At 54.8% G+C, this 26183-nt stretch carries 22 protein-coding genes and 1 pseudogene; 16 read left to right on the top strand and 7 right to left on the bottom strand.

Annotation, left to right across the window (positions count from 1 at the left end; translation table 11 throughout):
- Nucleotides 1-172: 172 nt before the first annotated feature.
- Entirely contained in the window at nt 173-952 is a 780-nt protein-coding gene (locus K239x_RS02715) for a methylamine utilization protein (protein WP_419189592.1), read from the bottom strand.
- A gap of 396 nt (nt 953-1348) precedes the next feature.
- Here K239x_RS02715 and purD point away from each other — a divergent pair, with 396 nt between their 5' ends.
- Entirely contained in the window at nt 1349-2650 is a 1302-nt protein-coding gene (gene purD / locus K239x_RS02710) for a phosphoribosylamine--glycine ligase (RefSeq protein ID WP_145422064.1), read from the top strand.
- A gap of 952 nt (nt 2651-3602) precedes the next feature.
- Here purD and K239x_RS02700 read toward each other — a convergent pair.
- Nucleotides 3603-5438, bottom strand: a complete 1836-nt coding sequence (locus K239x_RS02700) for a TIGR03960 family B12-binding radical SAM protein (protein ID WP_145416140.1) — start codon at nt 5436-5438, stop codon at nt 3603-3605.
- 149 nt (nt 5439-5587) lie between these two features.
- Here K239x_RS02700 and nirD point away from each other — a divergent pair, with 149 nt between their 5' ends.
- Nucleotides 5588-5926: a nitrite reductase small subunit NirD gene (nirD, locus tag K239x_RS02695; RefSeq protein WP_145416139.1), complete on the top strand. Its 339-nt coding sequence runs from the start codon at nt 5588-5590 to the stop codon at nt 5924-5926.
- A gap of 86 nt (nt 5927-6012) precedes the next feature.
- On the opposite strand, the gene K239x_RS02690 is transcribed toward nirD, so the two are convergent.
- Nucleotides 6013-6699: a metal-dependent hydrolase gene (locus K239x_RS02690; RefSeq protein ID WP_419189591.1), complete on the bottom strand. Its 687-nt coding sequence runs from the start codon at nt 6697-6699 to the stop codon at nt 6013-6015.
- A 293-nt stretch (nt 6700-6992) separates the two neighbouring features.
- Here K239x_RS02690 and fliN point away from each other — a divergent pair, with 293 nt between their 5' ends.
- From fliN to K239x_RS02675, 3 genes are all read left to right on the top strand, one after another.
- Nucleotides 6993-7409, top strand: coding sequence for a flagellar motor switch protein FliN (gene fliN, locus K239x_RS02685; protein WP_419189590.1), 417 nt, complete (start codon nt 6993-6995; stop codon nt 7407-7409).
- Nucleotides 7409-8086 (top strand): FliO/MopB family protein, encoded by a 678-nt coding sequence (locus K239x_RS02680; RefSeq protein WP_145416137.1) that lies wholly within the window; start codon nt 7409-7411, stop codon nt 8084-8086. Before fliN ends, K239x_RS02680 begins: the two co-directional genes overlap by 1 nt.
- A 248-nt stretch (nt 8087-8334) precedes the next feature.
- Entirely contained in the window at nt 8335-9771 is a 1437-nt protein-coding gene (locus K239x_RS02675) for a sodium/glutamate symporter (protein ID WP_145416136.1), read from the top strand.
- Between the two features lie 4 nt (nt 9772-9775).
- Here K239x_RS02675 and K239x_RS02670 read toward each other — a convergent pair whose 3' ends face one another.
- Complete coding sequence (locus tag K239x_RS02670; RefSeq protein WP_145416135.1) at nt 9776-10681, bottom strand: alpha/beta hydrolase; 906 nt, start codon at nt 10679-10681, stop codon at nt 9776-9778.
- Between the two features lie 197 nt (nt 10682-10878).
- Here K239x_RS02670 and K239x_RS02665 point away from each other — a divergent pair, with 197 nt between their 5' ends.
- From K239x_RS02665 to K239x_RS02640, 7 genes and pseudogenes are all read left to right on the top strand, one after another.
- Nucleotides 10879-11748 (top strand): ABC transporter permease, encoded by an 870-nt coding sequence (locus K239x_RS02665; protein WP_145416134.1) that lies wholly within the window; start codon nt 10879-10881, stop codon nt 11746-11748.
- A 6-nt stretch (nt 11749-11754) separates the two neighbouring features.
- Nucleotides 11755-12630: an ABC transporter permease gene (locus K239x_RS02660; protein ID WP_145416133.1), complete on the top strand. Its 876-nt coding sequence runs from the start codon at nt 11755-11757 to the stop codon at nt 12628-12630.
- Nucleotides 12631-12818: 188 nt separating this feature from the next.
- The gene (locus tag K239x_RS02655) at nt 12819-13421 is read left to right on the top strand and encodes a hypothetical protein (RefSeq protein WP_145416132.1); all 603 of its coding nucleotides are present in this window, start codon (nt 12819-12821) and stop codon (nt 13419-13421) included.
- Nucleotides 13422-13618: 197 nt separating this feature from the next.
- Nucleotides 13619-13738, top strand: a pseudogene (locus tag K239x_RS28215) (RNA polymerase sigma factor); the annotation flags it as partial.
- Between the two features lie 166 nt (nt 13739-13904).
- Nucleotides 13905-14108 (top strand): RNA polymerase sigma factor, encoded by a 204-nt coding sequence (locus tag K239x_RS28210; protein WP_419190133.1) that lies wholly within the window; start codon nt 13905-13907, stop codon nt 14106-14108.
- A 70-nt stretch (nt 14109-14178) separates the two neighbouring features.
- On the top strand, nt 14179-15510 hold the full coding sequence (locus K239x_RS02645; protein ID WP_145416130.1) for a serine/threonine-protein kinase: 1332 nt from the start codon (nt 14179-14181) through the stop codon (nt 15508-15510).
- 2 nt (nt 15511-15512) lie between these two features.
- Nucleotides 15513-16403 carry a tetratricopeptide repeat protein gene (locus tag K239x_RS02640; RefSeq protein ID WP_145416129.1) on the top strand — a complete coding sequence of 297 codons (891 nt, stop codon included), beginning with the start codon at nt 15513-15515 and terminating at the stop codon, nt 16401-16403.
- A 15-nt stretch (nt 16404-16418) separates the two neighbouring features.
- Here K239x_RS02640 and K239x_RS02635 read toward each other — a convergent pair whose 3' ends face one another.
- From K239x_RS02635 to K239x_RS02625, 3 genes are read right to left on the bottom strand one after another with little or no spacing between them, the layout of a single operon-like run.
- Complete coding sequence (locus K239x_RS02635) at nt 16419-17585, bottom strand: exo-beta-N-acetylmuramidase NamZ family protein (protein WP_145416128.1); 1167 nt, start codon at nt 17583-17585, stop codon at nt 16419-16421.
- Entirely contained in the window at nt 17582-18823 is a 1242-nt protein-coding gene (locus K239x_RS02630; protein ID WP_145416127.1) for an exo-beta-N-acetylmuramidase NamZ family protein, read from the bottom strand. Before K239x_RS02630 ends, K239x_RS02635 begins: the two co-directional genes overlap by 4 nt.
- Nucleotides 18820-20259, bottom strand: a complete 1440-nt coding sequence (locus K239x_RS02625) for a sodium:solute symporter (RefSeq protein ID WP_145422060.1) — start codon at nt 20257-20259, stop codon at nt 18820-18822. The genes K239x_RS02630 and K239x_RS02625 overlap by 4 nt, the downstream gene beginning before the upstream one ends.
- Nucleotides 20260-20402: 143 nt before the next feature.
- Here K239x_RS02625 and murQ point away from each other — a divergent pair, with 143 nt between their 5' ends.
- From murQ to K239x_RS02605, 4 genes are all read left to right on the top strand, one after another.
- Nucleotides 20403-21332 carry an N-acetylmuramic acid 6-phosphate etherase gene (murQ, locus tag K239x_RS02620; RefSeq protein ID WP_145416126.1) on the top strand — a complete coding sequence of 310 codons (930 nt, stop codon included), beginning with the start codon at nt 20403-20405 and terminating at the stop codon, nt 21330-21332.
- Complete coding sequence (locus K239x_RS02615; protein WP_145416125.1) at nt 21329-22291, top strand: N-acetylglucosamine kinase; 963 nt, start codon at nt 21329-21331, stop codon at nt 22289-22291. Before murQ ends, K239x_RS02615 begins: the two co-directional genes overlap by 4 nt.
- Before the next feature lie 83 nt (nt 22292-22374).
- Nucleotides 22375-23652: an NAD(P)/FAD-dependent oxidoreductase gene (locus tag K239x_RS02610; RefSeq protein WP_145416124.1), complete on the top strand. Its 1278-nt coding sequence runs from the start codon at nt 22375-22377 to the stop codon at nt 23650-23652.
- A 151-nt stretch (nt 23653-23803) separates the two neighbouring features.
- Complete coding sequence (locus K239x_RS02605) at nt 23804-26110, top strand: glycoside hydrolase family 2 protein (RefSeq protein WP_419189589.1); 2307 nt, start codon at nt 23804-23806, stop codon at nt 26108-26110.
- Nucleotides 26111-26183: the final 73 nt, after the last annotated feature.

The raw sequence follows: 26183 nt of genomic DNA, 5'->3' as shown, positions 1-26183 counted from the left end.
GTAGTCCTGCGCCGCCGTTCGCAGGGCACCAAACGCAATGTACGGCCGCTGAACTGAAAAAAAGCTGTCTTACCAGCGGCGTCCGACAGACGACGTTTGCGCCCGCGTATAAAAAACGGTCGCGAGCAAATGCTCGCGACCGTTGAGTGATTTTATCGAGAGTTGCTAAACCCTACAGATCGAACTCGCCGATCGGGATTTCAACCACGCCCAGATCGTTCATGCCTTCTTTGATATCCAGCTCGAACTTGTTGGACTTCCACTTTTCCTTTTTGCCATCGATAAGAATCTCGTTCTTAAACGTGCCCACTTCGTGCCACGCTCGGAAGACGACATCTTTGCCAACAGGAATGCCTTTGATCTCCAGCACACCATCTTCGTTGCTCATGCCGGCGAACGGGTGATCGACGACCAAGATGTGTCCCAACATCCAAGGGTGGATATTGCAGGCGACAGGAATCACAGCCGGTTCTGCTTCTTCCAAAACCACTTCTTTGGATTGGCCCGCTGGGATGGTGAAGTTCTGTGCTTCGTTATTGAAGAAAGCCAAGTTCGTGTTGTGGCCGACTTGGTCCGGGTTCGTGACTTCGATGGTGTCACCAGTCTGCGTGATCAAAACGTGCGGCTCGAAAATGCACGCCTTGTTTGCCAGATTCAGTTTGCGTTTCTGAGGCTGCTGCTTGGGCAGTTCAGTACCGCGTCGCCCGGTGTAGATGTAGACAACGACGTTTTTGACGCCTTTGTTCTTTTCGTTGACGATCAAACGTTCGTCATGAATGTCTTTTTTTCCACAGAACTGTTTGTCCGTGGTGACGGTCACATTGTTCAGTTTCGGCGCGTCGCCTTTCAGTTTAAATGTGATCTTAAGGTCGCCCGTTTTGCCTTGTGCAAAAACCGACGACGAGCCAAGCACTGCGAGTGCCAAAGCGATGGAAAGGGAACGTAAATTCAAAGCGAATTCTCCTAGAGTGAGTCGCGCAGATCTGAATTGGGAAGTACATCTTAGTTTACACCGAAAAACTGGCTGGCATCAAAAGACTCGCCCTGAGAGAGAGACCTTTAAAACGCACAACGACAAACGCACAATGAGTGGTGGGGCAGCCTCGGTGTGGCTAGTGCGGGTCAGCAGTGACCGGTGGGATGCAACAATTCTAGAAGCCAGCAAAGTGTCGTCTACCGCTAAAGATGGGCAAATCGCCGGTTTCGACACGTTTGCGACCATTCGCCACCAAAAAATTGAGGCTAAACCCTTCCTAAATAGCCGGGAAGCCGGTGTCTGATTCTCCGACGAGCCCTTAAATTTGCACCTTCGATGAATGACCAGACGACACGGCAAACAGGTTTTTTGATGAACGTTTTAGTGGTTGGTGGTGGCGGACGTGAGCATGCTTTGGCTTGGAAAATCAAGCAGAGCCCTCGGGCGCAGAAGGTTTTCGTGGCCCCCGGCAATGCCGGCACCGCCCGCGATGCAACCAATGTCGATATCGCTGCGGACGATATCCCAGGCCTCGTCGCCTTTGCCAAGGAAAACGCCATCGACCTGACCATCGTCGGCCCCGAGATTCCTCTAGTCGCGGGGTTGGTCGACGCACTCGAAGCCGAAGGCTTGCGCGCGTTTGGCCCCTCCAAAGCCGCGGCGGAATTGGAAGGCAGCAAAGTGTTCTGCAAAAACCTGCTGCGAACCGCCGACATCCCCACAGCCAACTACCAGACGTTTCGTACCGCCGATGAAGCCGGCCGCTACATCAAGGACCGATATACCGAACCCAACGATCCTGTCCCTGTCGTGATCAAGGCGGACGGACTGGCTGCGGGCAAAGGTGTGATCGTTTGCGAAACACGTACCGATGCCTTAGAAGCGATCGACCGAATCGCGAACCAACGTGAATTTGGCGAAGCGGGCGCGGAACTAATCATCGAAGAGAAACTGATCGGACAAGAAGCCAGCGTGTTGGCGATTACCGACGGCGAAACAATCATTACTTTGCCAGCTGCGCAAGACCACAAACCTGCCTTCGATGGTGACACCGGCCCAAACACCGGCGGCATGGGCGCGTACTGCCCGACCCCCATCGTCGATGAAGAGATGATGGCCAAGATCGAAGCGGATGTGCTGGTGCCAGTCGTCCACGCGATGAAACGTTCGCGCCGCCCGTTCAAAGGGGTTTTGTACGCTGGGCTGATGCTCACGGCAGCCGGCCCCAAGGTGCTGGAATTCAACGCCCGGTTTGGCGACCCTGAGTGCCAGCCACTCCTGATGCGATTAAAAACGGATCTGTTGGAGGTACTGGATGCAGCCGCCGATGGAAAACTTCGCGAACTTGACGGACTTGAGTGGGACGAACGCCCCAGCATCTGCGTGGTGATGGCCAGCGAAGGCTACCCAGGCAGCTACGAAAAAGGCCATGCGATTTCGGGTCTGGATGCGGCCGATCAAGTCGAGGGAGTGAAAGTCTTTCACGCCGGAACATCTATGTCCGAAGGCAAAGTCGTCAACAGTGGTGGCCGTGTTTTGGGGGTCACCGCAATGGGAAGCAGCATCAGCGATGCCAAGCTGCAGGCCTACAAAGGTGTCAAACAAATCCGCTGGCAAGGAGCCTGGTGCCGCAAGGACATCAGCGACAAAGCCCGCTTGGTAGAAACGAAATAGCGACGCCAGAGTTTTGCAGTCACCTACCGGCTAGGTCCGCCCAGCACTTGATTTCGCTCAGCAATTAGGCGGATTGCACAAAGTTTGACGCCTGTTTTGCTCGATTGATCCTTCATCTCGGATCAACGTTGGTGGCGGCCAGACGAATTGGACAGATCGTTTCGGGCCGAAAGTGCGTCTTCTTCGTCACTGCAAAACGCTACCGTGGTCCTACCCGCCAATAGCGAATCCGCGGTTCTTTGCACAGTTGATGAACGCAAATCGGCGCGCGACTTGCTCAACAGGGTCCGCAGACTGATAAAGCGGTGCAAGGTGCGCCTTCGCCGTCAGATAGCCCAACCCTGTTCTTCAGTTCAGTCCGTTGGAAGAACAACAACCGTCTTACTGTTGACCGGAGACCATGATGAAGCTGCAAGTGAGAAAGCTGTTCCTGCTTGGCGTCGCCACCACCTTGTTCACATCAACCGCACCCTCGGCGGATGCGGGAGGATTGCTGGCGAAACTGTTCAAATGCAAAGCCGAAGAGCCGACGTGTTGCTGTGAACCAGAGCCTGCCTGCTGCGAACCCGCCCCAGAACCTGCCTGCTGCGAGCCGGAGCCAGAACCGGTCTGTTGCGAGCCAGCTCCTGACCCCGTTTGCTGCGAAGCTGCCCCTGAGCCGGTTTGCTGCGAGCCTGAGCCAGCCCCCGAACCATGCTGTGCATCAGTGGGTTCAGCGGGTTACTCGTTGCCGGAATTAGCCCCCGGCGAAGTCTTACTGTCGATCTCTCCGATTTCGGCGCCATCGACTCCCATGAACACGAGCCCGCCAACGCAATTTGCTGCTGAGCCGACCAGTGTCATCACACAGCTTGCTGCCAAGTAAGCGTTACCGTTACCAGTCCGGGGTCGGCTCGATTCACATTCTCGGTGTGGGTTGAGTCGATCTTTTCCTGACTTCGGGGCACAGCGGCTACTTTGCGTTCGCCATTTCGGCCAACTGGACGGTCGCCCTTCCCTGCTCTTTTTCCAGGTAGGCACGGCCGAATTTCACGTTCACGTGATCCCAAGGCAGCTTGTCCATCAGTTCGTATTTTTCGTGGACCTGGCTTTCCACATTGATGCCGGCGTCAGCTACCGCGTCCCACCACCGCTGCGGATCCAGATGCTCGGTCCAGCCGTCCATCCGCGCGCCGCGTTCCCAAGCAAGGCGAATGGCTTTGCCAGTTCGGCGGTCACCGCGACTGAGGACACCTTCCAGCAAGCTGGTTTCGATGTCGTGACACTTGACATTGACGCTGCGAACTTTTCGTCGACTCCACAAGTGTTTGTGGGCCCATTTGAAATACTCGCGACTCTGCATCCCATTCCACTGGTAGGGCGTGTGTGCCTTGGGAACAAAGTTCGAAACACTCGCGGTGACTCGGGCATAACGGCCTTTGACTTCTTTGCCCACCGTCGCAATCGTTTCCGCCAAATCAATGATGCCGTCCAAGTCGACTTCGCGTTCGCCTGGCAGACCGCACATGAAGTAAAGCTTGACGCCTTCAAAACCATTTTGAAACGCTGCTCGACAGCCTTCGATCAAATCACTGTTCTTGATCTTCTTGCGAATCTGCTTACGCATGTCGTCGCGGGCAACTTCGGGAGCAAGTGTCAGCGAACTTCGACGCTGTGTACCGATCAGTTGCGGCAATGAACGGAGTTGGTCGTTTACTCGCAAACTGGGCACACTAATGTTGACCCCCAACGGCTTGAACTCCTTGTGCAGTGCTTTGACGAGCGGTTCAAAGTGCGGATAGTCGCTGCTGGAGAGCGACAGAATGCTGATTTCGTTGAATCCCGTGTTCCGGTAACTTTCGACCGCAGCTTGCACCAACGTTTCGACTTCGCGCACTCGGAGCGGCCGCTTGATCACCGTGCTTTGGCAGAACCGGCAAAGGTGCGGACAGCCACGCATGATTTCTAGTGCGATCCGATCATGCACACATTCGACGTACGGCACGATTGGCGACGTCGGCAGTGGCATGCCATCCAGATCGCTGATCACTGCCGGAGCGATAGTCTCGGGCACATCCGTTCGCGTACGATTGATCGCAGTGATTCGATCTCCGGAATACTCCGGCACATAAAAGCGTGGCACGTAGCAGTATTCAAGCGTCCGCGCGATTTCCGCCACGGCTTCTTCACGTTGCTTGATGCCCTGCTGGCCATCAGCAAATGTCCCGTCGTCGCGCCGGTACTTGTCTTTCAATTTCAGCCACAAATCGCAAACCGCTTCGAGACTCGGTTCGCCATCCCCCAGCACCATGACGTCAAAGTAGTCCGCCATCGGCTCCGGGTTTTGACAGCACGGTCCGCCAGCGACCAACAACGGATCGGACATGGTGCGATCGACCGACTCCATCGGAATACCGCCCAAGTCAATCATCGTCAGCACGTTGGGCGAACTGATTTCGTACTGCAAACTCAGCCCGACAACATCGAACTCGCTCAAGGCCGTGAATGTTTCCAGGCTGTAAAGCGGAATGTCGCATTCGCGAAGTTTCTGTTCCATGTCCGGCCAAGGCGTAAAGACTCGCTCGGCACACCAGTCTTCGCGACGGTTCATCATCGAATACAAGACTTGCAATCCGTGGTGGCTCATCCCGATCGTGTACGCATCGGGAAACCCCAAGCAGAGTCTGCCGCGCACCGCCGAATGATCTTTGACGACGATGTTGCGTTCGCCGCCAACGTATTGGGCGGGCGTCTGTACGTGTGGCCAGACACGGGCTTCGAGTTGCTGTCGACGTTTTTGGTTGATCATATTTCGATTGCGCGAATGGTCGAATTTGATGAGGTTGGACAACTCAGCGGGCGTGATAGACTAGCCCAGCATGATGTCACTGCTAGAGTTTGTCGGGTAAGTGCCTGTCAGTGCAAGGGAAACCGCAAAAATCCAACAGGGTAAACGACGTGAGTGAGTTTGAATCGGTCGGGACGGTAGACGAATTCGAGGACAATGTCGGCCGCGCCGTGCCGGTTGATGGTCGAATGGTAGCCGTTTTTCGGAAGGGCCAGGAATGGTATGCGATTGACGACCTCTGTCCCCACATGGGGGCCTCATTGGCCGAGGGCTACGTCGAAGAAAGCACCGTCACTTGCCCCTGGCACGCTTGGCGATTCTGTATCAAAGACGGCACTTGGGAAGACAATCCCAAGGTCAAAGTCGATTGTTTCGAGGTCAAAGTCGAAAACAACGAAGTCTTTGTCCGCGAAATCGAGAAAAAAGAAGAACCCAAATCCGACGCTTAGTTCGGCCGGCTCGTCGGACGATCTCTTTTGCTGCTGGCGCTAGCGGATGTTTATAAGAGCAGCCCCTTACTAGAACAGCCCCAGTCCTAAGCGATTTCCCAAACCTCGCCCACGCTTAGTACTTTCGGCGTCGCGCTGGTTTGGGACTGCACTTTTTCTGCCCATGCTTGGGCGTCCTGCTCAATCGGCGGCCAAGTGTTGTAGTGAGCCGGAACCACCTGCTGCGGTTCGATCAACTTGATCGCTTCGATACTGTCGTCGATCCCCATGGTGAAAAGATCGCCGATCGGTAGCACCGCGACATCGACGCCATGTGCGTACAGCGCCATGTCGCTAAACAACGCGGTGTCGCAGGCAAAATAGATTCGCTTGCCTTGGATCGACAACACATATCCTGCCGGCGCTCCTCCGTAGGTCCCATCGGGCAACGCATTGCTGTGCAGCGCCGGCACCATTTTGACCGTCCCAAACGGCAACTTGGTTGCACCGCCCAAATTCATACCGATGGTCGACGCAACGCTGTGCTTGTCGGCAAACCACTGCGCCGTTTCGTAAATCGCAACTAGCGTCGCTTGGTGGGCGTTGGCAATCTCGGCCGCATCGGCAACGTGGTCGAAATGTCCGTGCGAGATCAACACATGGCTAATGTCATCAAGATCCGCGGGCTTCACCGTCGCGGTCGGGTTATCGCTCAAAAACGGGTCCAACAAAATCCGGTGCTCGCCGGTCTCGATCAGCCAGGTCGCATGCGAAAGCCAAGTCAACTTTATCATCGGTTGTGCTCAGTCGTTTGGGTCGTAAAACGCGTCCTTTGTAGCAAACTGGCGGCCATTTTCGTAGTCGCCACACAACCCGAACACCCAACTGATCTTGCCCCAGCACGCCAAATCAACGACAGGTATAAATCGGCTCGAATTGCAAGTCCCGCATGTAGCGCGTACCGCGAAATGGCCAGGCAAGTGAACCGTGAAATGAATGTTGTGAAACATTGGCACACAGACTGTCAGGATCCCGCCGCTGCCGCGTCAAGATCCGCATGAGCGAAACCGCGACCAAGAGTTCCACCATGCAGCCTTCCCTCCCGAACAGCGACTCTCCGTCCGCCAGCGACCACTCTCAAATCGAGAAGCTGATCGACGATGCCAGCGAAGGCATCGAACAAGCCGTGGCAACTGAATCGCGCCGATCGGAATCGTTTCAGCCATTCCGGCTCGATCGTCTCAGCGAATCGCCCGTTTCGGGGTCCACGACTTCGATCGACACCTTGTCCGAAGTCGAATTGGACCTGCGAATCGAACTTGGTCGCACCCAAATGTCGCTGCAAGACGTGCTCCAGCTACGCGACGGCAGTGTGATTGCATTGGACTCTTTTGCGGGCGACGCCGTCAACATTTTTGTCAACGATCGAATCGTCGCTCGCGGCGAAATCTTGGTGATGAACGATCACTTTTGCGTCCGTGTCACAGAACTGGTAGGTGCCTGATGCAAAACCCGATCAAACAGTGGACCGTCGTTGCTTTGCTCTCGCTAATGGGAACAAGCACTGTATTCGCACAACAAATCCCCAACCACGATCTGGCCCAGAGCCCAGCGCGAACACAGCGATTCGGACGCGCGCAGCACTTCGACTCCAGTCGCCCCATCGACCAAACAAGCTACGAAACACCGTTACAACCGCCTCGCGATTTTTCGCCGCCAGCAGACTCCGGATTTCCAACACTGGTTCGTTCGACATCCAACGATCAACCGACTGTTGATGATGACCCATCCAAGAGCAAATCATTTGGCCCACTGGTAACGACGGGCTTTTCGCTGGTGGTCGTATTGGGCCTTTTCGCCGGACTCGTCTGGGTCACGCGGCGTTACGGAAATGCGTCGATGACGCAAACAGGTCTTCCCACCGATGCGATGAAAAGTCTTGGCAGCACCGCGATCGACGCACGCACGCGAATCACACTGCTGCGCTGTGGCAGCCGAATCATCGTGATGGCTCAAACAGCCACGGGCGTGCATCCGTTGTCTGAGATCACCGAGCCAATCGAAGTCCAACGGTTGACCGCAATGTGCAATGGCGAATCCGTCAGTGCCATCGAACCGACCTTTGCCGAAGCTCTTCGCAATGCGAATCGGCAGCCCGCAACCATGGCGTTCAGTTCGTAGCCGCGGTGTTGCGTTGGAGGTTGCGCTGACGGATCGATACGATGCCAGTAGAATTTGGCATGAGTATTCGTCCCTGTTTTGAATTGCCCACTTGCAAGAAAACCAGGGGCATCAGCGACCAGTGGCGGTACTTGCATAGCAGAACGCCCACACAACAAGACCGCACAGCAGATCATCGCTCACTGATTCACAAGACGAATCGTCTTTCCCCTCGCCAAGGCTCGACTTTCCGTTTGGGAAAGTGACGAATGACTCTCGCATTTCTCTTTGTCGCCGTCGTCCTTTTGATTGGCGTTTTGCTTCGCACCTGCGTGCCGCTGCTGCGCTGGCTATTCATTCCAGCCAGTGTCGTGGCAGGATTTGTGGGATTGGCGGTCATCCAAACCGGTAAGTCGACCGCACCATCATCCGGCTGGCCCGCGGCTGCCAGCTCGGTCTCCGATTCACTTAGCCAGTGGCCTGGTTGGTTGATCGCCGTTGTCTTCGCGGGAATGCTTCTCAATCAAGGCCGATCGATCGCCAAAGAGAACCTCTCTCGCGTTGGCCGGCAGGGATTGATGGTATGGATCATCGTCTTGGGCGAAACTGCGATCGGACTCGTGGCCACTTGGCTATTTGTTCAACCGTTTTATGACGTTCCGAATTCGTTTGGCATGCTCATCGAAACCGGGTTTGCGGGAGGGCACGGAACGGCCGCCGCGATGGGCGAAGTCTTTTTGCACCCAAGCATCGGTTTGGAAAGCGGCAAGGATTTGGGCATGTTGATGGCAACCTGCGGACTGGTCGGCGGGCTGCTTTCCGGAATTGTGGCGATCAACATCGGAGCTAGACTGGGCTGGATCCACAAAACGGACGAACCATTTGATCGGGCTGCGGAGAGCCAAAAACTGGAACTGCCCATTGGTATTGCACGCATCGAACGCGAGACAATTGACCCGCTGTTGTTTCAAGTCATTTGGCTCGCATTGGCTTTTGGAGTCGGCCTCCTACTCCAAGACGGCGTCACGCGGCTAGCAGAATTTGTTGATACGGAGATGGGTTGGGGAGGTACCGCAAAATCGAACGCAGACGCCGCCCAGGGCCAATTGGCAAAACGACTGTCGGCGTCCAGCGTCGCCATTTTTCCTCTGTTTATCTACACGCTCTTTGGCGGCTGGATCATCCAACGGATCCTCCGCCTCTTGGGTCAGTCGCATCGCATCGACGGCGAAACACTCAACCGTTTGACGTCCACTGCGATGGACGTTCTGGTCGTTGCCGCGATCGCCTCCCTGAATCTCGAAGCGGTCGCCGCATTGTTAGTGCCCTTTCTAATACTCATGGTCGGCGGATTGATTTGGGCAACCGTTTGTTTGCTCATGTTTGCGCGTTGGATACTGCCCCGAGAACACTGGTTTCAACTGGGGCTGATCAATTACGGAATGTCGACCGGCACGACGGCAACCGGTTTTGTGTTGCTGCGAATGGTCGACCCCGAATTAAAATCCGGTGCGGCCGAAGACTACGCGTTGGCCGCGCCGCTTTCGGCACCATTTATCGGCGGTGGAATGATCACCATTGCTTTGCCGCTGTTGGTGCTCCAGCGCGTCTGGATCGGTGCGGCGGCATTGGTATTGGTCGCCGTTGTGGTGGCGTTGATTCTGGCCGGTCGTTCGTGGAACCAATCAACGCAAACAGCGAATTGATCGTCTACTTCATGCCCATTCGATCCAACCACGCCTCGCACAGTTGCGGCCACTGATTGGCACCAGGAATGTCCCTGGCCAACCCCAATCCGTGCCGGCCTTCGGGAAAAACGTGCAGTTCGGCCGAAACCCCGTGACGCTTGCAGGCTTCGTAGTACTGCAAACTATTTTCGACCGGCACCGCTTTGTCGGCTTCGGTGTGAAACAGAAATGTGGGAGGCGTCTTCTGGCTGACCTGGTCTTCATTGGACAACGACGCAATCAACTCAGCGCTCGCATCGGCCCCCAGAAGATTACGCTGACTACCTTTGTGCGTGTACGGTTTGCCCAAGCCAATCACGGGGTAGCAAAGGATCGAAAAATCCGGACGCGAAGAAACGCGAGCAATCGGATCGGCGGCGTCCGGATCGGCGTCCAAGAACTTGGTCGAAACAGTCGATGCCAGATGACCACCGGCTGAAAATCCAATGACGCCAATTCGCTTGGGGTCGATGTTCAGGGCTTCCGCGCGAGCACGAAGCGTCTGAATTGCTCGCTGAGCATCCATCATCGGTGCCGGATGACCATAGCCTTTTCCGTGGTTTCCTTTTCCTCGCAAGCGATACGTGCAAATGGCAGACGAAATCCCCATCGATTGAAACCAAGTTGCAAACTCGTAGCCTTCGTGCCCCATCGCATGGCCGCCGTAGCCGCCGCCCGGCAAGATGACGATCGCAGCGGTCGGCGTTTTTGATTCGACTTGCGTGATCAACAATTCAGGAACGTCCCCGTCAGCCGTAGCCGTGACGTCGGGTGCACCGTTGGCCCAAAGCGGCTGAGGAGTCGGTGCTTGGGGCGATTCGGCGTGAAGGGATGTCGCGGGGCATGCGGCGAAAGCGAGAACGGTCAAGAAAGTCACGAGTCGGTTCATCTATAAACGTCCATCGAGTGCAGGAGTTGTGTTGATTCAGGGCATGAATGACCCGCAGTTTACCACGCGGAAAATTCGACTGGGTCGACGCAGCGATCCTTCGTCGGTATCAATAATCCTTCGCAGGTACCGTTCAGTGTGCCAAAGTAGCATCGCGTTCATCCCCCGCTCCTGCCAATTCGCCCGCCCCCACCGACATGTCCTCCACTGCCCTGCCCTCCTCTGAACCTCACGAAAGCGGATTCCGCTGGCGAATGGGCGTTTGGTGGATGATCTTTCGAACGGCGATGGAAGAACGCTTGGTCTACCGCGGCGACTTTGCACTGGGGACCTTGATGCGGTTCCTACCGATCATCACCCAAATTTTTCTGTGGTCCGCGGTGTTCGGTTCGCTGAAGGCCAACGGCGACGAAATCGCTGGCTACCGGTTTGAAGACATTGTCGCGTATTACTTGCTGACGATGATCGCCCGGGCTTTTTCCAGTATGCCGGGGCTGGCATCAGGAATCGCAACGCAGATCCGCGATGGCGAAATCAAACGGTACATGATCCAGCCAATCGATCTGATCGGCTTCCTGCTGCTCAACCGAATCGCTCACAAGATTGCGTACTACACTGTCGCGATTGCACCGTTCGCTCTGGTGTTTTTTCTGTGCCGAAACTATTTCGTCGACGGATGGCCGGGATTTGGTGTGTTCGCTGCTTTCTGCGCGTCGTGCATCATGGGTTTCCTGATTGGGTTCTTTTTGGAAGCCGCCATCGGCATGATCGGGTTTTGGTTCTTAGAAGTCACTTCGCTGCTGTTCATTTACATGCTGTTTAGTTTCTTTCTGTCCGGGCACATGTTCCCACTGACGTTGCTACCCGACAGCATCGAACCGTTCGTCAATTTCCTGCCTTTGAAATACTTGGCTTACACCCCCGCGGCGATTTACCTGGGAAAAATCCCCCCTGAAGACATCCCCATAGAGTTGGCGATCGAATTCGCTTGGCTTGTTTTCTTCATCGTTGTGTGCCGTGTGGCCTACCGCAATGGTGTCAAGCGTTACAGCGGATTTGGAGGCTAAATCGCAATGTCCAACTCAGCTCAGAAATCAAAAGTCGGGCCTAACTATTGGCGTGTCTTTTTGACGTTTGCTCGAAATAGCCTGGTTCGGGACATGACGTTTCGAACGAATTTTTTGCTGCAGTGCATCAGCAGTTTTGGCTGGACGCTGATGAACGTCGGTTTCTATCTGATCCTGTTTCAGTACACCGACACAATCGGCGCCGACAGTGGTTGGGATCGCGATAAGTTCTTTATTTTTATCGCGACGACTTGGTTCATTAATTCGCTGGTTCAAGCGTTTTTTATGCCCAACGCCCAGGAATTTAGCGAACTGATTCGCACGGGGGGACTGGACTTTGCACTGCTGAAACCAATCGACACTCAGTTCCTGATTTCGTTTCGACGGATTGACTGGAGCGCGCTTTCAAACTTCTTTGCCGGCATCATTATCATCGCCGTGTCGCTTTACAATTTGGCGACTCGCGAAGTCGATGCGATGATTCCGTCGGCGATGTCGATCCTGCTCTATTTTGCATTTGTGATTTGTGGGATCGCGATCATGTACAGCTTGATGACCTGCCTGAGCGCCACCAGCGTTTGGCTTGGACGAAACCAAACGCTCTACAATTTTTGGTTTTACATCACCAATTTCAGCCGCTATCCGATGGAAATTTACAACACGGGCTGGGGAAAACCGCTGTACGGATTCTTTACATTTATCGTGCCGGTCTTGGTCGTGGTGAACGTTCCCGCTCGCTTGCTGGCCAAACCGATCTCGCCGCGAACCGACTACGAGATGCTGATCATCGGCTGGGCCGTCGTGGCGACGGTCCTAAGCATTGTGGTCAGTCGCTGGGTGTTCAAAAAATCACTGGGTGCCTATCGCAGCGCCAGCTCGTAGCGAATGCCATTGCTCGATCGGAGCGTTGCATGATCACTGGTTCGATTGCTGGAGCACAATCGCCTGCAATGCAGACAAACCTGTCCGCTGGCTCGTGTCACAGCGTCAGTCTTGCCAGCCTCCAAGCAGCTTCTGTATTGTCGCGAAGGCGATGGTTGGCATCGCTTGCCTTCACGGAGTGATCAACGATGGGAATTGAGTTCGACGCAGCACGCGAGTACGCCAGCTTGTGTGGTTCGGTGATTGCACTCGTATCAACGTTTTATTTTTGGCTCGTTCGCGCTAACCGTGAAAAAGCGAGATTGGAGATTCATCCGATCGCCGATATGGAAGGCTGCCTGATTTTGGGCCACGAAGACCCGGCAACCTATCAGCGACTGCGTCCGGGCGATCAAGAGCACTGCGTCAGATACTGGCTGCACTTGGCGGTCGTCAACAACAGCTCTCTACCGAACGCCGTCTTGGGTGTTCGAGTTTGGCTCCAACGCGAAAGTGGCCAGTGGCAAAAGATGGATATCCGCCATCAGATGCCAGACGAGGACCTGTTGCCAATCAACGTCAATCCATTGACGACGTCCAGTATGAAATTGTCTTTGGCGATGCTGTACTCGGGCGACATTCAAAACGATTTCGCCGGTCGCGCGGCCGCTGCCGGTGATGCACTTCCCAGGGAGATTCCCGTCCGGGTGGAACTGACGGGGCTGAACCAGCAACAGTTTTGCCGAACATTTACCGACGGCGGAAACAACCTTAAACGCAGTCTGAAAAGCGTTCGATTGAACGCGGCTTAGCAACCAAATCATTTTTCGGTGACAGACCGGCATTTCGGCGGTGTGTAAATTGGCAGAGAGCCGTTTCTTGCCAAAAAGCACCGTCACTGATGCCTGCTCCGGAAACCCGTGCCAGCCTGCTACTTCGGATTTGTGATCCAAGTGATCGCGATGCATAGCATGAATTTTCGTTGCTGTATCGGCCCATCGTGCATGAAATGGCACGTAGCCGCGGCATGCAAAGTGCCGATGCGGACGATCTGGCCCAACAGGTGCTCATCGCTATTTCCGGCGCGATCGATCGATTTGAACCGGATGCAGATCGGGCAAAATTCCGTACCTGGCTGGCCACAATTGTTCGGCGAGCCATCATCAATGTGCTGCCCCAGCAGCGAGCCGACCGAGCAGCCGGCGGAAGCGACGTCGCAGCGTTGCTAAGTGAACTTCCAGCCGAAACCGATGAAACACGCACGTTAAGCCTGGACTATCGCTGGCAGATTTTTGTTGTCGCTGCCAAGCAACATTCGCAGCGATTTCTATCAGGACACATGGTCCGCGTTTTGGCTAACCGTGGTCGACGAAATGGCGGTAGACGAAGTCGCGCAGACGTTGAGCCGATCAAAAGGCAGCATTTACACGGCACGCAGCCGTGTAATGGCAAGACTGAAAGAAGTCGTTCAAGAACTTGATGTGCGAGACAAAGCATGAATGCAACGGCGCAAAACTGTCAACCAAACACGATCCAGCGTTTCTTGCCGGCGAACTCTTGCCCGCTTAATTGACCGAACTTGAACGGCATCTGGAACAGTGCCAGCACTGTGATCAAGAACTCACCGATCGGACCGCGGAACCCGCTTTTTGGAGTGACGCACAGTCGTTCCTTAGCTCCGCCGACAATGCAAACACACCGACCAGATCGGATGCGGCGGTGGTCGACGAAGCCAGCATCGCACAGTTGCTTGGGCCAACGGACACCCCTGACATGATGGGATGGTTTGGCGGTTACGAAATCAGCGGGATCATCGGCAGCGGCGGGATGGGAATCGTCATGAAAGGGCTTGATGTTTCACTCAATCGTTTCGTTGCCATCAAGGTGCTCAACCCCGCGATGGGATGCACATCGGCGGAGCGAAAACGCTTTGCTCGCGAAACTCAAGCAGCCGCGGCAGTCGTTCACGAAAACGTCATCTCCATTCACGGCGTCGATGAATGGAACGGCACGCCCTATCTAGTCATGCCGTATGTAAAAGGCGAATCACTTCAACAGCGCATCGACCGCACGGCGCCACTATCCCTCGAAAATACACTGGAAATCGGTCTGCAGATTGCAAGAGGCTTGGCTGCGGCACACGACCAGGGTTTGGTGCACCGCGACATCAAGCCAGCCAATATTCTGATGTCCGAAAGCATCTCACGAATCCTGATCACGGACTTTGGCTTGGCCCGCGCGGCCGATGATGTCAGCTTGACCAACAGCGGCGTGATCTCCGGAACTCCGCAGTACATATCGCCTGAACAAGCCAAGAGTGAAGCCGTTGATACTTTCACGGACCTGTTCAGCCTCGGCAGCGTGATGTACGCGATGCAGTGCGGCCATCCGCCATTCCGCGCCGACACTTCCTACGGGATTTTACGTCGAATAACCGATCACCCGCACCGAAAACTTTCGCAGATCCAGTCTGCGACGCCGGTGTGGATGGAGTCGATTATCGATCGACTTCTGCAAAAAGACCCGACCAAACGTTTTGATTCGGCACACGAACTGGCAAAGACGCTGGAAGACTGCTTGGCCCACCTTCGCCAACCCACTGTAGTGCAGTTGCCCAGGATCAGGCGAATCGCCAATCCGTACAGGCATCTCTTCACAGCACTTGTTGTTCTCCTCGTCATCGCGGCGGTCACCGCTTCCGTCTTGCAATGGGCAAAGATATCGGATGTCACTGAGATTCCTAACGAGTCTCCCACGGCTGCATCAGATGAAGCACTTCCGGTCTCACCAGACAACCATTCTTCGATGATTTGGCAGTACGACGACACTGGCCTTACACAGCTCGAACAAGCCCTCGCAACACTGCTCAACGAAACCCAAATTCCTCTCAATGGAAAGTGACCATGAACCGCGATTTATTCCTTGCAACCAAACACTTCATTGCCTGCTCCGGCATGGTGTGCCTACTCTGCACTCTCGCGCCCGCTCAGTCGATCGCAGACGATGTGCTTCCCGGACAGATCGCCAAGCTACAACAGGAGCTGGGCGAGCTATCCAAGAAATTTAGTTCGACCGAAACAGCCAATTCGAGCGATAACGCCGTGCGTCTGCTTGTGAAGCAAGCTTTTGATCTTGAGATGGAATTGCAACACATGCGAATCGCCAAAGCCGAAGCCGACCTTGAAAAAGTCAAACAACAGTTCGCAGCTCGTCAGCGGGCAAGTAACTTTATCATCGACGACCGTGTCGCAGTACTGACCAAGCAGAGCAGTTCAAATGAACCCGAATTGGACGATGGCCCCGCAAGCTTGCTGTCAACCGAAGGCTGGCAATTGTGGCGAAAGCGAGACTTGCGATCCGCACTAGTGAAGTTTGAAGCCTCTGTCGCAAAAGATCCCACTGACGCCAACGCGCTCAACGGGCTTGGCTGGTCGTATTTGCAAACCGGCCAGCACAAAAAAGCCATCGATGCTTTCCAGAGAGGACGCAAAATTGACGCAAGCCATGGCAGAATCCTTAATGGACTTGGCCAAGCATATCAGGCACTTGGCCGGACCGACGAGGCCCGCGCTCTGTTGGTCGAAGCCATCGAAAGTATTAACGAAGACTTAGGAGAAGCCGTCGCCATTCGGGAGGGTGCCACCGCCCCTTGGTTTGTCCTGGTTCGCCAAGACATCAAGATGAAAAAGTACGACGATGCAATTGGGTGGGCTGAGCGATACCTGAAACACAAGCCCGACGACGAAAGGATGTCCGCTTTGCTAAGTGAAGCCAAACTGTTGCAGGAAAACTAGTACATCAACGTCGATCTACTCGCGCGGATACAACTGGAATTCCTCCGTGCGAACCCGCCAAGCTTGGCAGTCCACTTGGCAGAGTTCGTCGATCGATGCTCCTTCACGCAGATGTCGATCGCCGCTGATAATATCAATCGGCGGCTTTCGGATTTCGTATTCGTAGGGCGGTGGAAGCCAAGCAAAATCAGCGGGCCAGAGCTTTTGTATCGCTTGGATCAATGCGATGGTCGTGCGGTAAGATCGAAACTGCCCAACGTCGGTCACATGAATCGAAACGCCACCGCACAGCTCGCCTGCCCACTTGTCAAATGTGGGCCGAAAGTTCACTGGCAGAAAACGCACTCCAGGCAATTCCTGCTGACTGATCTGATCCAGTAAACGCTCGGGCACAACAAACGGGGCGCCGATCATCTCAAACGGCGTCGTTGTCCCGCGACCTTCCGACAGGTTTGCGCCTTCCAGCAAAACTTGGCCCGGATAAACCAACGCTGAAAGAACCGTCGGCAGATTCGGCGACGGTGGAATAAAGTGACGATCGATTTCCGCAAATGTTTGACGCACGTCCCAGCCAACCACAGGCACGACATGCAGATCAACCTTGATCGAAAATTCACTCTGAAACAATCCAGCCATCTCACCAATGGTTAGCCCATGCCGCATGGGGATCGTAGCTCCACCGACAAAACTAAAGTAGCCCTCGTCAAGCAAAGGCCCTTCGACGATCTCGCCCCCGATCGGATTGGGGCGATCCAAAACAACGATCGCAACACCCGCGTCGGCGCAGGCCCGCATGCATTCCAACAACGTCCAGATGTACGTGTAGACGCGAGTTCCAACGTCTTGCAGATCGACCACCAAACAGTCGATATCGGCCAACATCTTGTCCGTCGGCCGGCGCGTCTCGCTGTACAAGCTGTAGATTGGAACGCTCAATTCATCGTGCCAACCATGATTCGTTTCGATCATGTTGGCTTGCGCATCGCCCCAAAGCCCATGTTGGGGCGTGAAGAGTGCTTTCAACTGCCCAGGAAAAACATCTGCAACAACATCGCACGAAAGCCGAAGCCGACTGTCGATTGACGCGCGGTTCATCAACAAACCAATGCGGGCATCTTGCAGCCACGACGAACCAGAATCCGCAAGTCGATCAATGCCAAACTGAATTGCATCACCGCTCATCGTGATTCCGTTTCTGGGTAGATCAAGAAAGTCGCGCGGCGTTTCTTAAACACTTGGAGATCGCCTTGGTAAGCAGCCACAATTTCATCGACGCCTTTGCCAGCCAAGATCAGATCAGCCGTTGCCTGACTGGAAAGCAAACGGTCCAGCTTCGATGTCTCCCACTGCTCGGGATACATCGATCGCAAGGTGGTCGCAAGCGTCATCCCCAATCGCAACGGATCCAGCTCCGCACGATTAGTGATCAAAAAATGGACTCCGCCGCACGATTCATTTTCGTATTTGCTGGATGCGGGCACAAACCGAGTGGGGACGAACCGAACACCGCTCAAACCGGCGTCATTCAGTTGGCCAGCCAACGGCACCGGATCAATCCAGGGCGCACCGATGTGTTCAAACGGAGTATCTGTGCCACGTCCAACCGACAGATTGGTCATTTCCCACAATCCAACGCCGGGGTAAAGCAACGCTTGATTCAGATTCCGCATGTTGGGTGACGGATTCACCCACAGCCGGCCCGTGGCATCAAACATTTGCTCACGTTGCCAACCTTCGACGGGAACGACGACCAAGTCGACTTCGATTTTCAACTCGGACTGAAACATCTTCGCCAATTCGCCGACCGTCATCCCATGACGCACGGCGATGGGATGGAACCCGACAAACGATTCGCTGCCTGCATCCAAGATCGGACCGTGCACGTCGACGCCACCGATCGGATTTGGACGATCCAAAACGACAAATCGCACACCATTTTGGCCCGCCGCTTTCATCGCGCTCCCCATCGTGGAGATGTACGTGTAAAACCGAGTTCCGATGTCTTGAATATCAAAGACCAGCGTGTCGATTCCCGCGAGCATCTCGGGGGTTGGGACCCGCGTTTTTCCGTACAGACTGCGAACCGTTAATCCGGTCGTATCGTCACGAGCATCGCCAATATGCGACTGGTCCAGTGTCCCAGCAAAACCATGCTCGGGACTAAACAAAGCAACCAAGTCGACCGTGTCAGCTTTGAAAAGCAATTCGACCGTGGACTCTCCTTTGCCAGTCACTCCCGTTTGATTTGTGATCAACGCGACCTTTTGGTCAGCCAGCACGCTGAAATTGTCGCGCCGGAGCACATCGATACCTGCCAACACAACCTGCGATGGAATGTCCGCCCTGCCCTGCCCTTTCGCGACGTTTCCATAATCTGAAACTGGCAACAGCAGGACGGCAATCAAAAAAAAGCGATTCATGATGGATCTTTCGAAGATGGTTGCGCGAACAAAAAGCTTGCTAGATAGCCAATGGTAAATGTCGTAATCGAGCCGGCAACGGCATACCACGGCCAAGCCACAGAGGTACCAAATTTGATCGCGGTTAAGACGGTGACACCTGCCAAAATTCCTGTCAGTGCACCGCGCTGATTGGCGTGAACGGTAAAAATACCTAAAGCAAAAATGCCCAACAAAATGCCCGCCGTGAATCCTGCGATCGCCAGGGCATCCCCCACGACGCTGGTCGATACATAGCTTGCGCCGATACCGATGGCGATTTGTAAAACACCGAACAAGATTGTTAACTTGCGACTGACTCCCAGTAGACCTTGGGGTTCGGCCTGACCCTGCTGAGAGCGTTGTTTCCAGGGAACGTAAAAGTCATTGACGGCCGCTGCTGCGGATGAATTGAGCGAACTGGACAGCGTCGACATCGCGGCCGAAAAAACTGCGGCCAGCGTCAGCCCGACGAGTCCGATCGGTAGTTGATCAACAATGAACGCAGCGAACACTTCGTCCCCGCGTTCAAAGGTTCGTGGTTCGACCTGCGTGTAAAAGAGCGCCAGCGCGACGCCCAGCGCCAAGAACATCGCGAACTGCAACAGAACGACGAATCCGCTGACAATCAGAGCGCGGGAAGCATCACGCTGATTTCGAGCGCATAGGTAACGTTGCACCATCATCTGATCGGTGCCGTGCGTGCCCAGCGTCAGAACGACGCCTCCGATCAGGCCGGCCCAAATCGTATAGGGCTCGTTGAGCAGAAAGAATGACTCGGTGGTCCGCCAGCGGAAATCGAAAATTTGAAATCGCCCTGTTTCAGTGCCAAATTCCAGGTATTCCGCCCAACCGCCATCAAACGAGTTGATCAAAATTGCAAACGCTAGCGATCCGCCAACCATGTAGACAACAAACTGGATGCAGTCGCTCCAGATGACAGCCTTCATCCCGCCCACAAACGTGTAGACGATGGTCGCGATTCCGATTGCGATGATGCATAGTGCTAAATCGATTCCGAGTACTTTCTCCAGTGCGATGCCGGCTAAGAAAAGACGTAGCCCGTCGCCAAGATTTCGCGTAACCAAAAACAACAGCGACGCGGTTTGTTTGGTGATTCCGCCAAAACGTTGATGCAGAACTTCGTAGGCGGTAAACAGTTTTCCGTCGAAATACCTTGGCAAAAAGATCGCCGAAACCAGCATGCGTCCCAGCAGAAACCCGATTGCAAGCTGCAGAAACCTCATGTCGCCATCTTTTGCAAAGGCGATCCCAGGTACACTCAGAAAAGTTGCGGTACTCGTTTCGGTAGCGACAATGGATCCCAGGATGGCCCACCATGGCAGGTCACGACCACCCAGCAAGTAACCCGTCAGGCTCTTTTGCCCGCGGCCAAGCCAAACGCCAAACGCAACCATCGCTGCAACGTACGCGACAACAATGATGGCATCGACCAAGTGGATCGCCAAATTAAACCCCTCCCTTTCAAGAGTTTCGCTACACAGATGAGACGCTTTCTTTGCGCCCGACAGACTACCGTGCCCGTGATTGTGGTGGATGCATGAGCTCGCAACAACCAAACAGCCTGGATGAATTGACCACCGAGGGCCAGAATCCTGCTTCAGCCAATATTGACGAGCTCAGCAGCATCGAAATCGTCGATATCATCAACGGCCAAGATGCAAGCGTAGCCGATGCCGTCGCCCAACAACGTGAACCCATCGCACAGAGCATTGACTTGATTACAAAGTCGATCCAGAGCGGCGGACGACTTATTTACATGGGCGCAGGCACGTCTGGGCGGCTGGGTGTCTTGGACGCCAGCGAATGTCCGCCAACCTTTAACACGCCGCCGGAGTACGTGATCGGTCTGATCGCGGGCGGCGTAACGGCTTTGACCAACGCCATCGAAGGCGCCGAGGATCATCCGGAATTGGGTGAACAAGACCTTCGCGAGATCGGCTTGACGGAAAACGACACCTTGGTCGGGATCGCAACCAGCGGGCGAACGCCCTACGTCATCGGAGGACTACAGTATGCGCGGTCAATCCGTGCCAACACGATCGGGTTTAGCTGCAACCGAGTCTGCGAATTCACGGAGCACTGTGACGTGATGATTACTCCCGTCGTCGGCCCCGAAGTCGTCACGGGTTCAACGCGAATGAAGGCCGGCACCGCCACAAAAATGGTGCTCAACATGTTGACCACGGGGACCATGATTCGGCTGGGAAAAACATACGGAAACTTGATGGTCGATTTGCGGGCAACCAACACAAAGCTAAAGATTCGTTCACGCCGATTGGTCAAGCATTTCACAGGCCTGGACACCAATGACGCGCAAAATTTGTTAGATGCTGCCGATGGTGATTTAAAAACCGCGATCGTGATGGAACGGTGCAAACTACCGGCTAACGAAGCGCTGCGTTTACTTGCCCAGTTCGACGGTCACCTTCGTCGTGCACTGGGATCCCAGGCACAATCAGACTCATGAGTGTTGCCGACCATGTGCTGGGGGTGGACGGCGGCGGAACAACCACGATCGCGTGGCTGGCGTCGCGCGAAGGACGCGACGGTTTTGAAGTGTTTGGCCACGGTCAATCCGGTCCATCGAATCTTCGCGTCGCAGGTTTTGACGTCGCATCAAGGAATGTCGACCAAGCTATCCAGCAGGCGTTTCAGTCAGCCGGCATGCAGCAGTGCCAAGTCCAATCGCTGTGCTTGGCAATGGCGGGAAGCGATCGTCAAGCCGAACGTAAGCAGTGGCGATCTTGGGCGGAATCCCATCAGCTGGCATCCGAAAAACTAGTCGTCACAAACGATGCTGTGCCCGTGATCTTTGCCGCCAACCCGAAAGGCCAAGGTATCGCGTTAATCGCAGGAACAGGTTCATTGGCCCTTGGCCGAATCGCTGGTGGCAACATTGCTCGGGACGATGGCAACACAGCCAGAGCTGGCGGTTGGGGACCACTCATCGGTGACGAAGGCAGCGGATACGCGATCGCTCTGGGTGCTCTCCGCGCCGCTGCCAAAGCGGCCGATGGGCGGGGCGAGAAAACCGAACTGCTACCACGATTTTGCCAAGCCTTGGAAGTCAACGATCCATCGCAGATTATCTCGGCAATCTACTCCGACACCTACGATCGATCCAAAATCGCATCGCTGGCTTCAATTGTTTTTGATGCGGCTGACGACCAAGTTGCTGCTAACATCATTCATCAGGCTGCGTTGGAACTGGCCTTAATGGCTCACGCGGCTACCGACCAATTGGGCCTGGACACACAGGCATCTGTTCTTGCGATCACCGGTGGCGTTGCACTTAATCAACCCGCGTTTGTTGAACAAATCGTCGCACATCTACGAGATCGATCGGTGGTGTTTGCCAAGACTTCCCTGGAGAAATTCCCAGTCGCCGGAGCCGTGCAGATGGCGATCAGCGCTCTCCAGTCGTAGAGCTGTTCACTGAAGTATCCATTGCGTCAACAAGACGCGCTAGTCCGGTTGGGCACGCCGGTGTTTGCTGCGATACTTTTTGCATGGATGACAAGCACGTCGTGATCGTTGGTGGTGGTTTTGCTGGCCTAAATGCGGCTAAGCAACTGGCAGATCGTCGTGGCCTGACAGTCACGTTGATTGACAGACGAAACCATCATCTGTTTCAGCCTCTGCTCTACCAAGTCGCGATGGCTGGTCTCAGTCCCGCTGATATTGCGGCCCCCATTCGTTCGATTTTGTCGCGGCATGAAAACGTTCGCGTGATCAACAGCGAAGTTACTCGGGTCGATGCCGAAAACAACCAATTGCAGACGACTGACGAAGATATTGACTACGACTATCTGCTGCTCGCTTGTGGTGCGATGCACAGTTATTTTGGCCACGACGAATGGGAAGAGCACGCCCCCGGCCTGAAGTCGATCGAACAGGCAACCGAGATTCGCAGACGTGTTCTTTCGGCGTTTGAACGCGCCGAAGTCACGCATGATGCCGATGATCGTCGCCGATTGCTGACCTTTGTCGTCGTGGGAGGTGGACCGACCGGCGTCGAACTTGCTGGCGCGATTGGCGAAATGAGTCGGTTCACGTTGGCACGCGATTTCCGCAACATTGACGCCAAGTTGGCGCGAATCATTCTGATCGAAGCCGGTCCCAGAATCCTGCCAATGTTTGCGCAAAAATTGTCGGCCCGAGCGACACGTGATTTGGAATCGCTTGGCGTTCAGGTCTGGACCGATAGCAGTGTCACAGAAATCAACGCCGATGGCGTCGATGTTTCGGGAGAAACGATTCGATCCGCGACGGTCCTTTGGGCGGCGGGAGTGAAAGCGTCTGCATTGGGCACCGATTCGGGCTTTGACTGCGATCGAGCCGGACGCATTCATGTTGGCAGCGATCTATCGGTCCCGCTGCACAGCAATGTTTTTGTCGCAGGCGACCAATGTGCGTTTGTCGATCCAGAGACGGAACGACAACTACCAGGAATAGCACCGGTCGCGACTCAACAGGGACGGTTCATCGCTGCCGCAATCGTGGCTGACCGGCAACAGCAACCGCGCGGCGAATTTCGCTATCGCGACAAAGGACAAATGGCAACCATCGGTCGCAGTCGCGCTATCACGGAGGTCGGCAAGTTTCGTTTGACGGGGCTGTTTGCTTGGCTGGTTTGGTTGGTCGTTCACATCTATTTCTTGACCGGTTTTCGAAACCGACTCTTTGTCGTGCTTAGCTGGGCATGGTCATTCTTCACGTTCCGACGCGGCGCAAGACTGATCGTGAGTAAAAATTGGCGATCCTATTCAGATCCCAAGTCTTCGTAGGTTTCCATCGGTTGGTCTGGGCCCGAACTGGCAACCAGTCTCAAACCCAAAATCAGTGTTCTCATGGTTTTGATGGCAGGATTGCGTAGAATTGGGCACTGTCGCGGATGCTCTGCCTTCCGCTCCGTACCCAACAAAAAGAGTCTCCCTCGTGTCCGTCCTTTCTGCGAAACCCGCCATCCTTTTTACTCTGGCAATCGCTTTGCTCGGCTCCCATTCATCCGCGCAAGAGACCGTCGACCAATGGCGTTATACACTTCGCAAACCGGCTGATGATTGGCGAAAACCCCAGTTCGATGATGCGGATTGGCAAGACGGAAACGGAGGTTTCGGCACCCGCGAAACCCCGAATGCTCGTGTCGGTACGATCTGGGCAACGAATCATATCTGGTTGCGAAAATCATTTTCGCTGGATTCGGTTCCGGCGAATCCCGTCCTCTGGATGCACCACGACGAAGACGCCGAGATCTATCTCAACGGCAAACTGATTTCCGCCGTTAAAGGATTCACTACTCAGTACAACGCTTTCCCAATCAATCGGGAGAAACGAGCAGCGATTGCCAAAGGTCGCAACCTGCTGGCCGTTCACTGCAAACAGACGACCGGCGGCCAATTCATTGATGTGCACTTGGTGGACGGTGACAAGAGCCCCGACTTACCCGCAGCCAAACGCAACACCAAACCGTTTCAGTCCGAACTAATCACACAGTGGGGCGAAGAACTGACAGCCGCAAGTGCTTGGACGCAATACCCCCGCCCCGCGCTCAAACGCCAAGACTGGACCAATCTGAATGGGAACTGGGACTACGCAGTCACTCCCAACGAACAAACCGAAACGCCCAAACAGTGGAACGGCAAAATACTTGTACCGTTCAGTCTGGAATCGAAACTGGGCGGCGTCGGTCGGTTGCTGGCCCCGAGTGAAGCTCTTTGGTATCACCGCTCGTTTTCATTTCAAAAGCACGGCCAACAAAAACAGCTTCTCAATTTCGAGGCGGTCGACTACCGCTGCGAAGTCTTTCTCAATGGTCAATCGGTGGGCAAGCACGTTGGCGGTCACACTCCGTTTTCGATGGATGTGACGGATGCGTTGAAAGACGGCGACAACGAACTGATCGTCCGCGTCGAAGACGAAACCGAAAAATACCAACTGCGTGGCAAACAAACCTTGAACGCTCGTGGTATCTGGTACACCCAAGTCTCCGGCATCTGGCAAACGGTCTGGCTGGAACAAGTGCCAAAAGTTCACATCCAAAACATCAAGATCAAGACCGATGCATCGAAAGGCGCGATCACGATTTCGGCGGACGTCATTGGCAATGATTCACGCGCGGATATGAAAGTCATCGTCAAAGACGGCGACAGGATCGTCGCCCAAGGTGACGTCAGTGGTGCTCCAGGCGTCTTGACTTGCCCGCTGCAAATCCCCGATCCGAAACTCTGGTCGCCTGATTCACCGCATCTTTACGACATCGAATTGTCGGTCGCAGATCGTTCTGGAACGATGATCGACAAGGTCCAAACGTATGCCGGGATTCGTACCGTCGGCAAGATGAAAGATGCTGATGGCCACTGGCGTTTTACACTCAACGGCGAGCCTATTTTTCATTGGGGACCGCTGGATCAAGGCTGGTGGCCTGATGGATTGCTGACGCCGCCATCGGATGAAGCGATGTTGTTTGACATCGAGTGGCTCAAAAAGGCCGGCTTCAACATGATCCGCAAGCACATCAAAGTGGAACCACGCCGCTATTACTATCACTGTGATCGACTGGGCATGATGGTTTGGCAGGATCATGTCAGCGCGGGCCATAACCCCAAGTGGACGCGTCTGAAACCGAATCCGGAAGACGCAAAGTGGCCCAACAAAGAACATGATCAGTTCATGGTCGAACTCGAACGAATGATCGACACACTGGAGAATCATCCGTCAATCGTCGCGTGGGTTCCTTTCAATGAAGCCTGGGGCCAACATCGCACGATGGCGACCGGCAAGTGGACCGTCCAACGCGACCCTTCCCGTTTGGTCAATGTCGCCAGCGGCGGAAATTTCTGGCCAGCGGGCGACATCGTCGACCATCATCAGTATCCTCACCCAGGTTTCCCATTCGACTTGGGACAAGGCGGACGCTTCGACAAATTCATCAAGGTCGTCGGCGAGTTTGGTGGCCACGGCTATCCGGTCAAAGGACACCTCTGGGACGTCAACCGTCGAAATTGGGGCTACGGTGGTTTGCCCCAGAATTTGGCGGAGTACAAAGAACGCTACGTCACTTCACTCGAGATGCTAAACCAACTTCGCAGCCAAGGCATCGCGGCGGGCGTTTACACACAGACGACCGACGTGGAAGGCGAGATCAATGGCCTGATGACGTACGATCGCAAAGTCATCAAGATCCCCGCAGACGAGTTGGCGGCCCAGCACAAGGTTCTCTTTCAGTCCAAACCGAAACGTTAAGCCGACGACAAAACGCGTGACGAGCGATACCATTGCACGGCTTCGTCGTAGCGCACGGGTTCTACCAATCCAC

The sequence above is a fragment of the Stieleria marina genome (genome assembly GCA_007741555.1).
Taxonomy (GTDB): Bacteria; Planctomycetota; Planctomycetia; order Pirellulales; family Pirellulaceae; genus K23-9.
The sequence above is the reverse complement of the archived record's forward strand: the minus strand, read 5'-3'. Positions and strand labels throughout refer to the sequence as shown.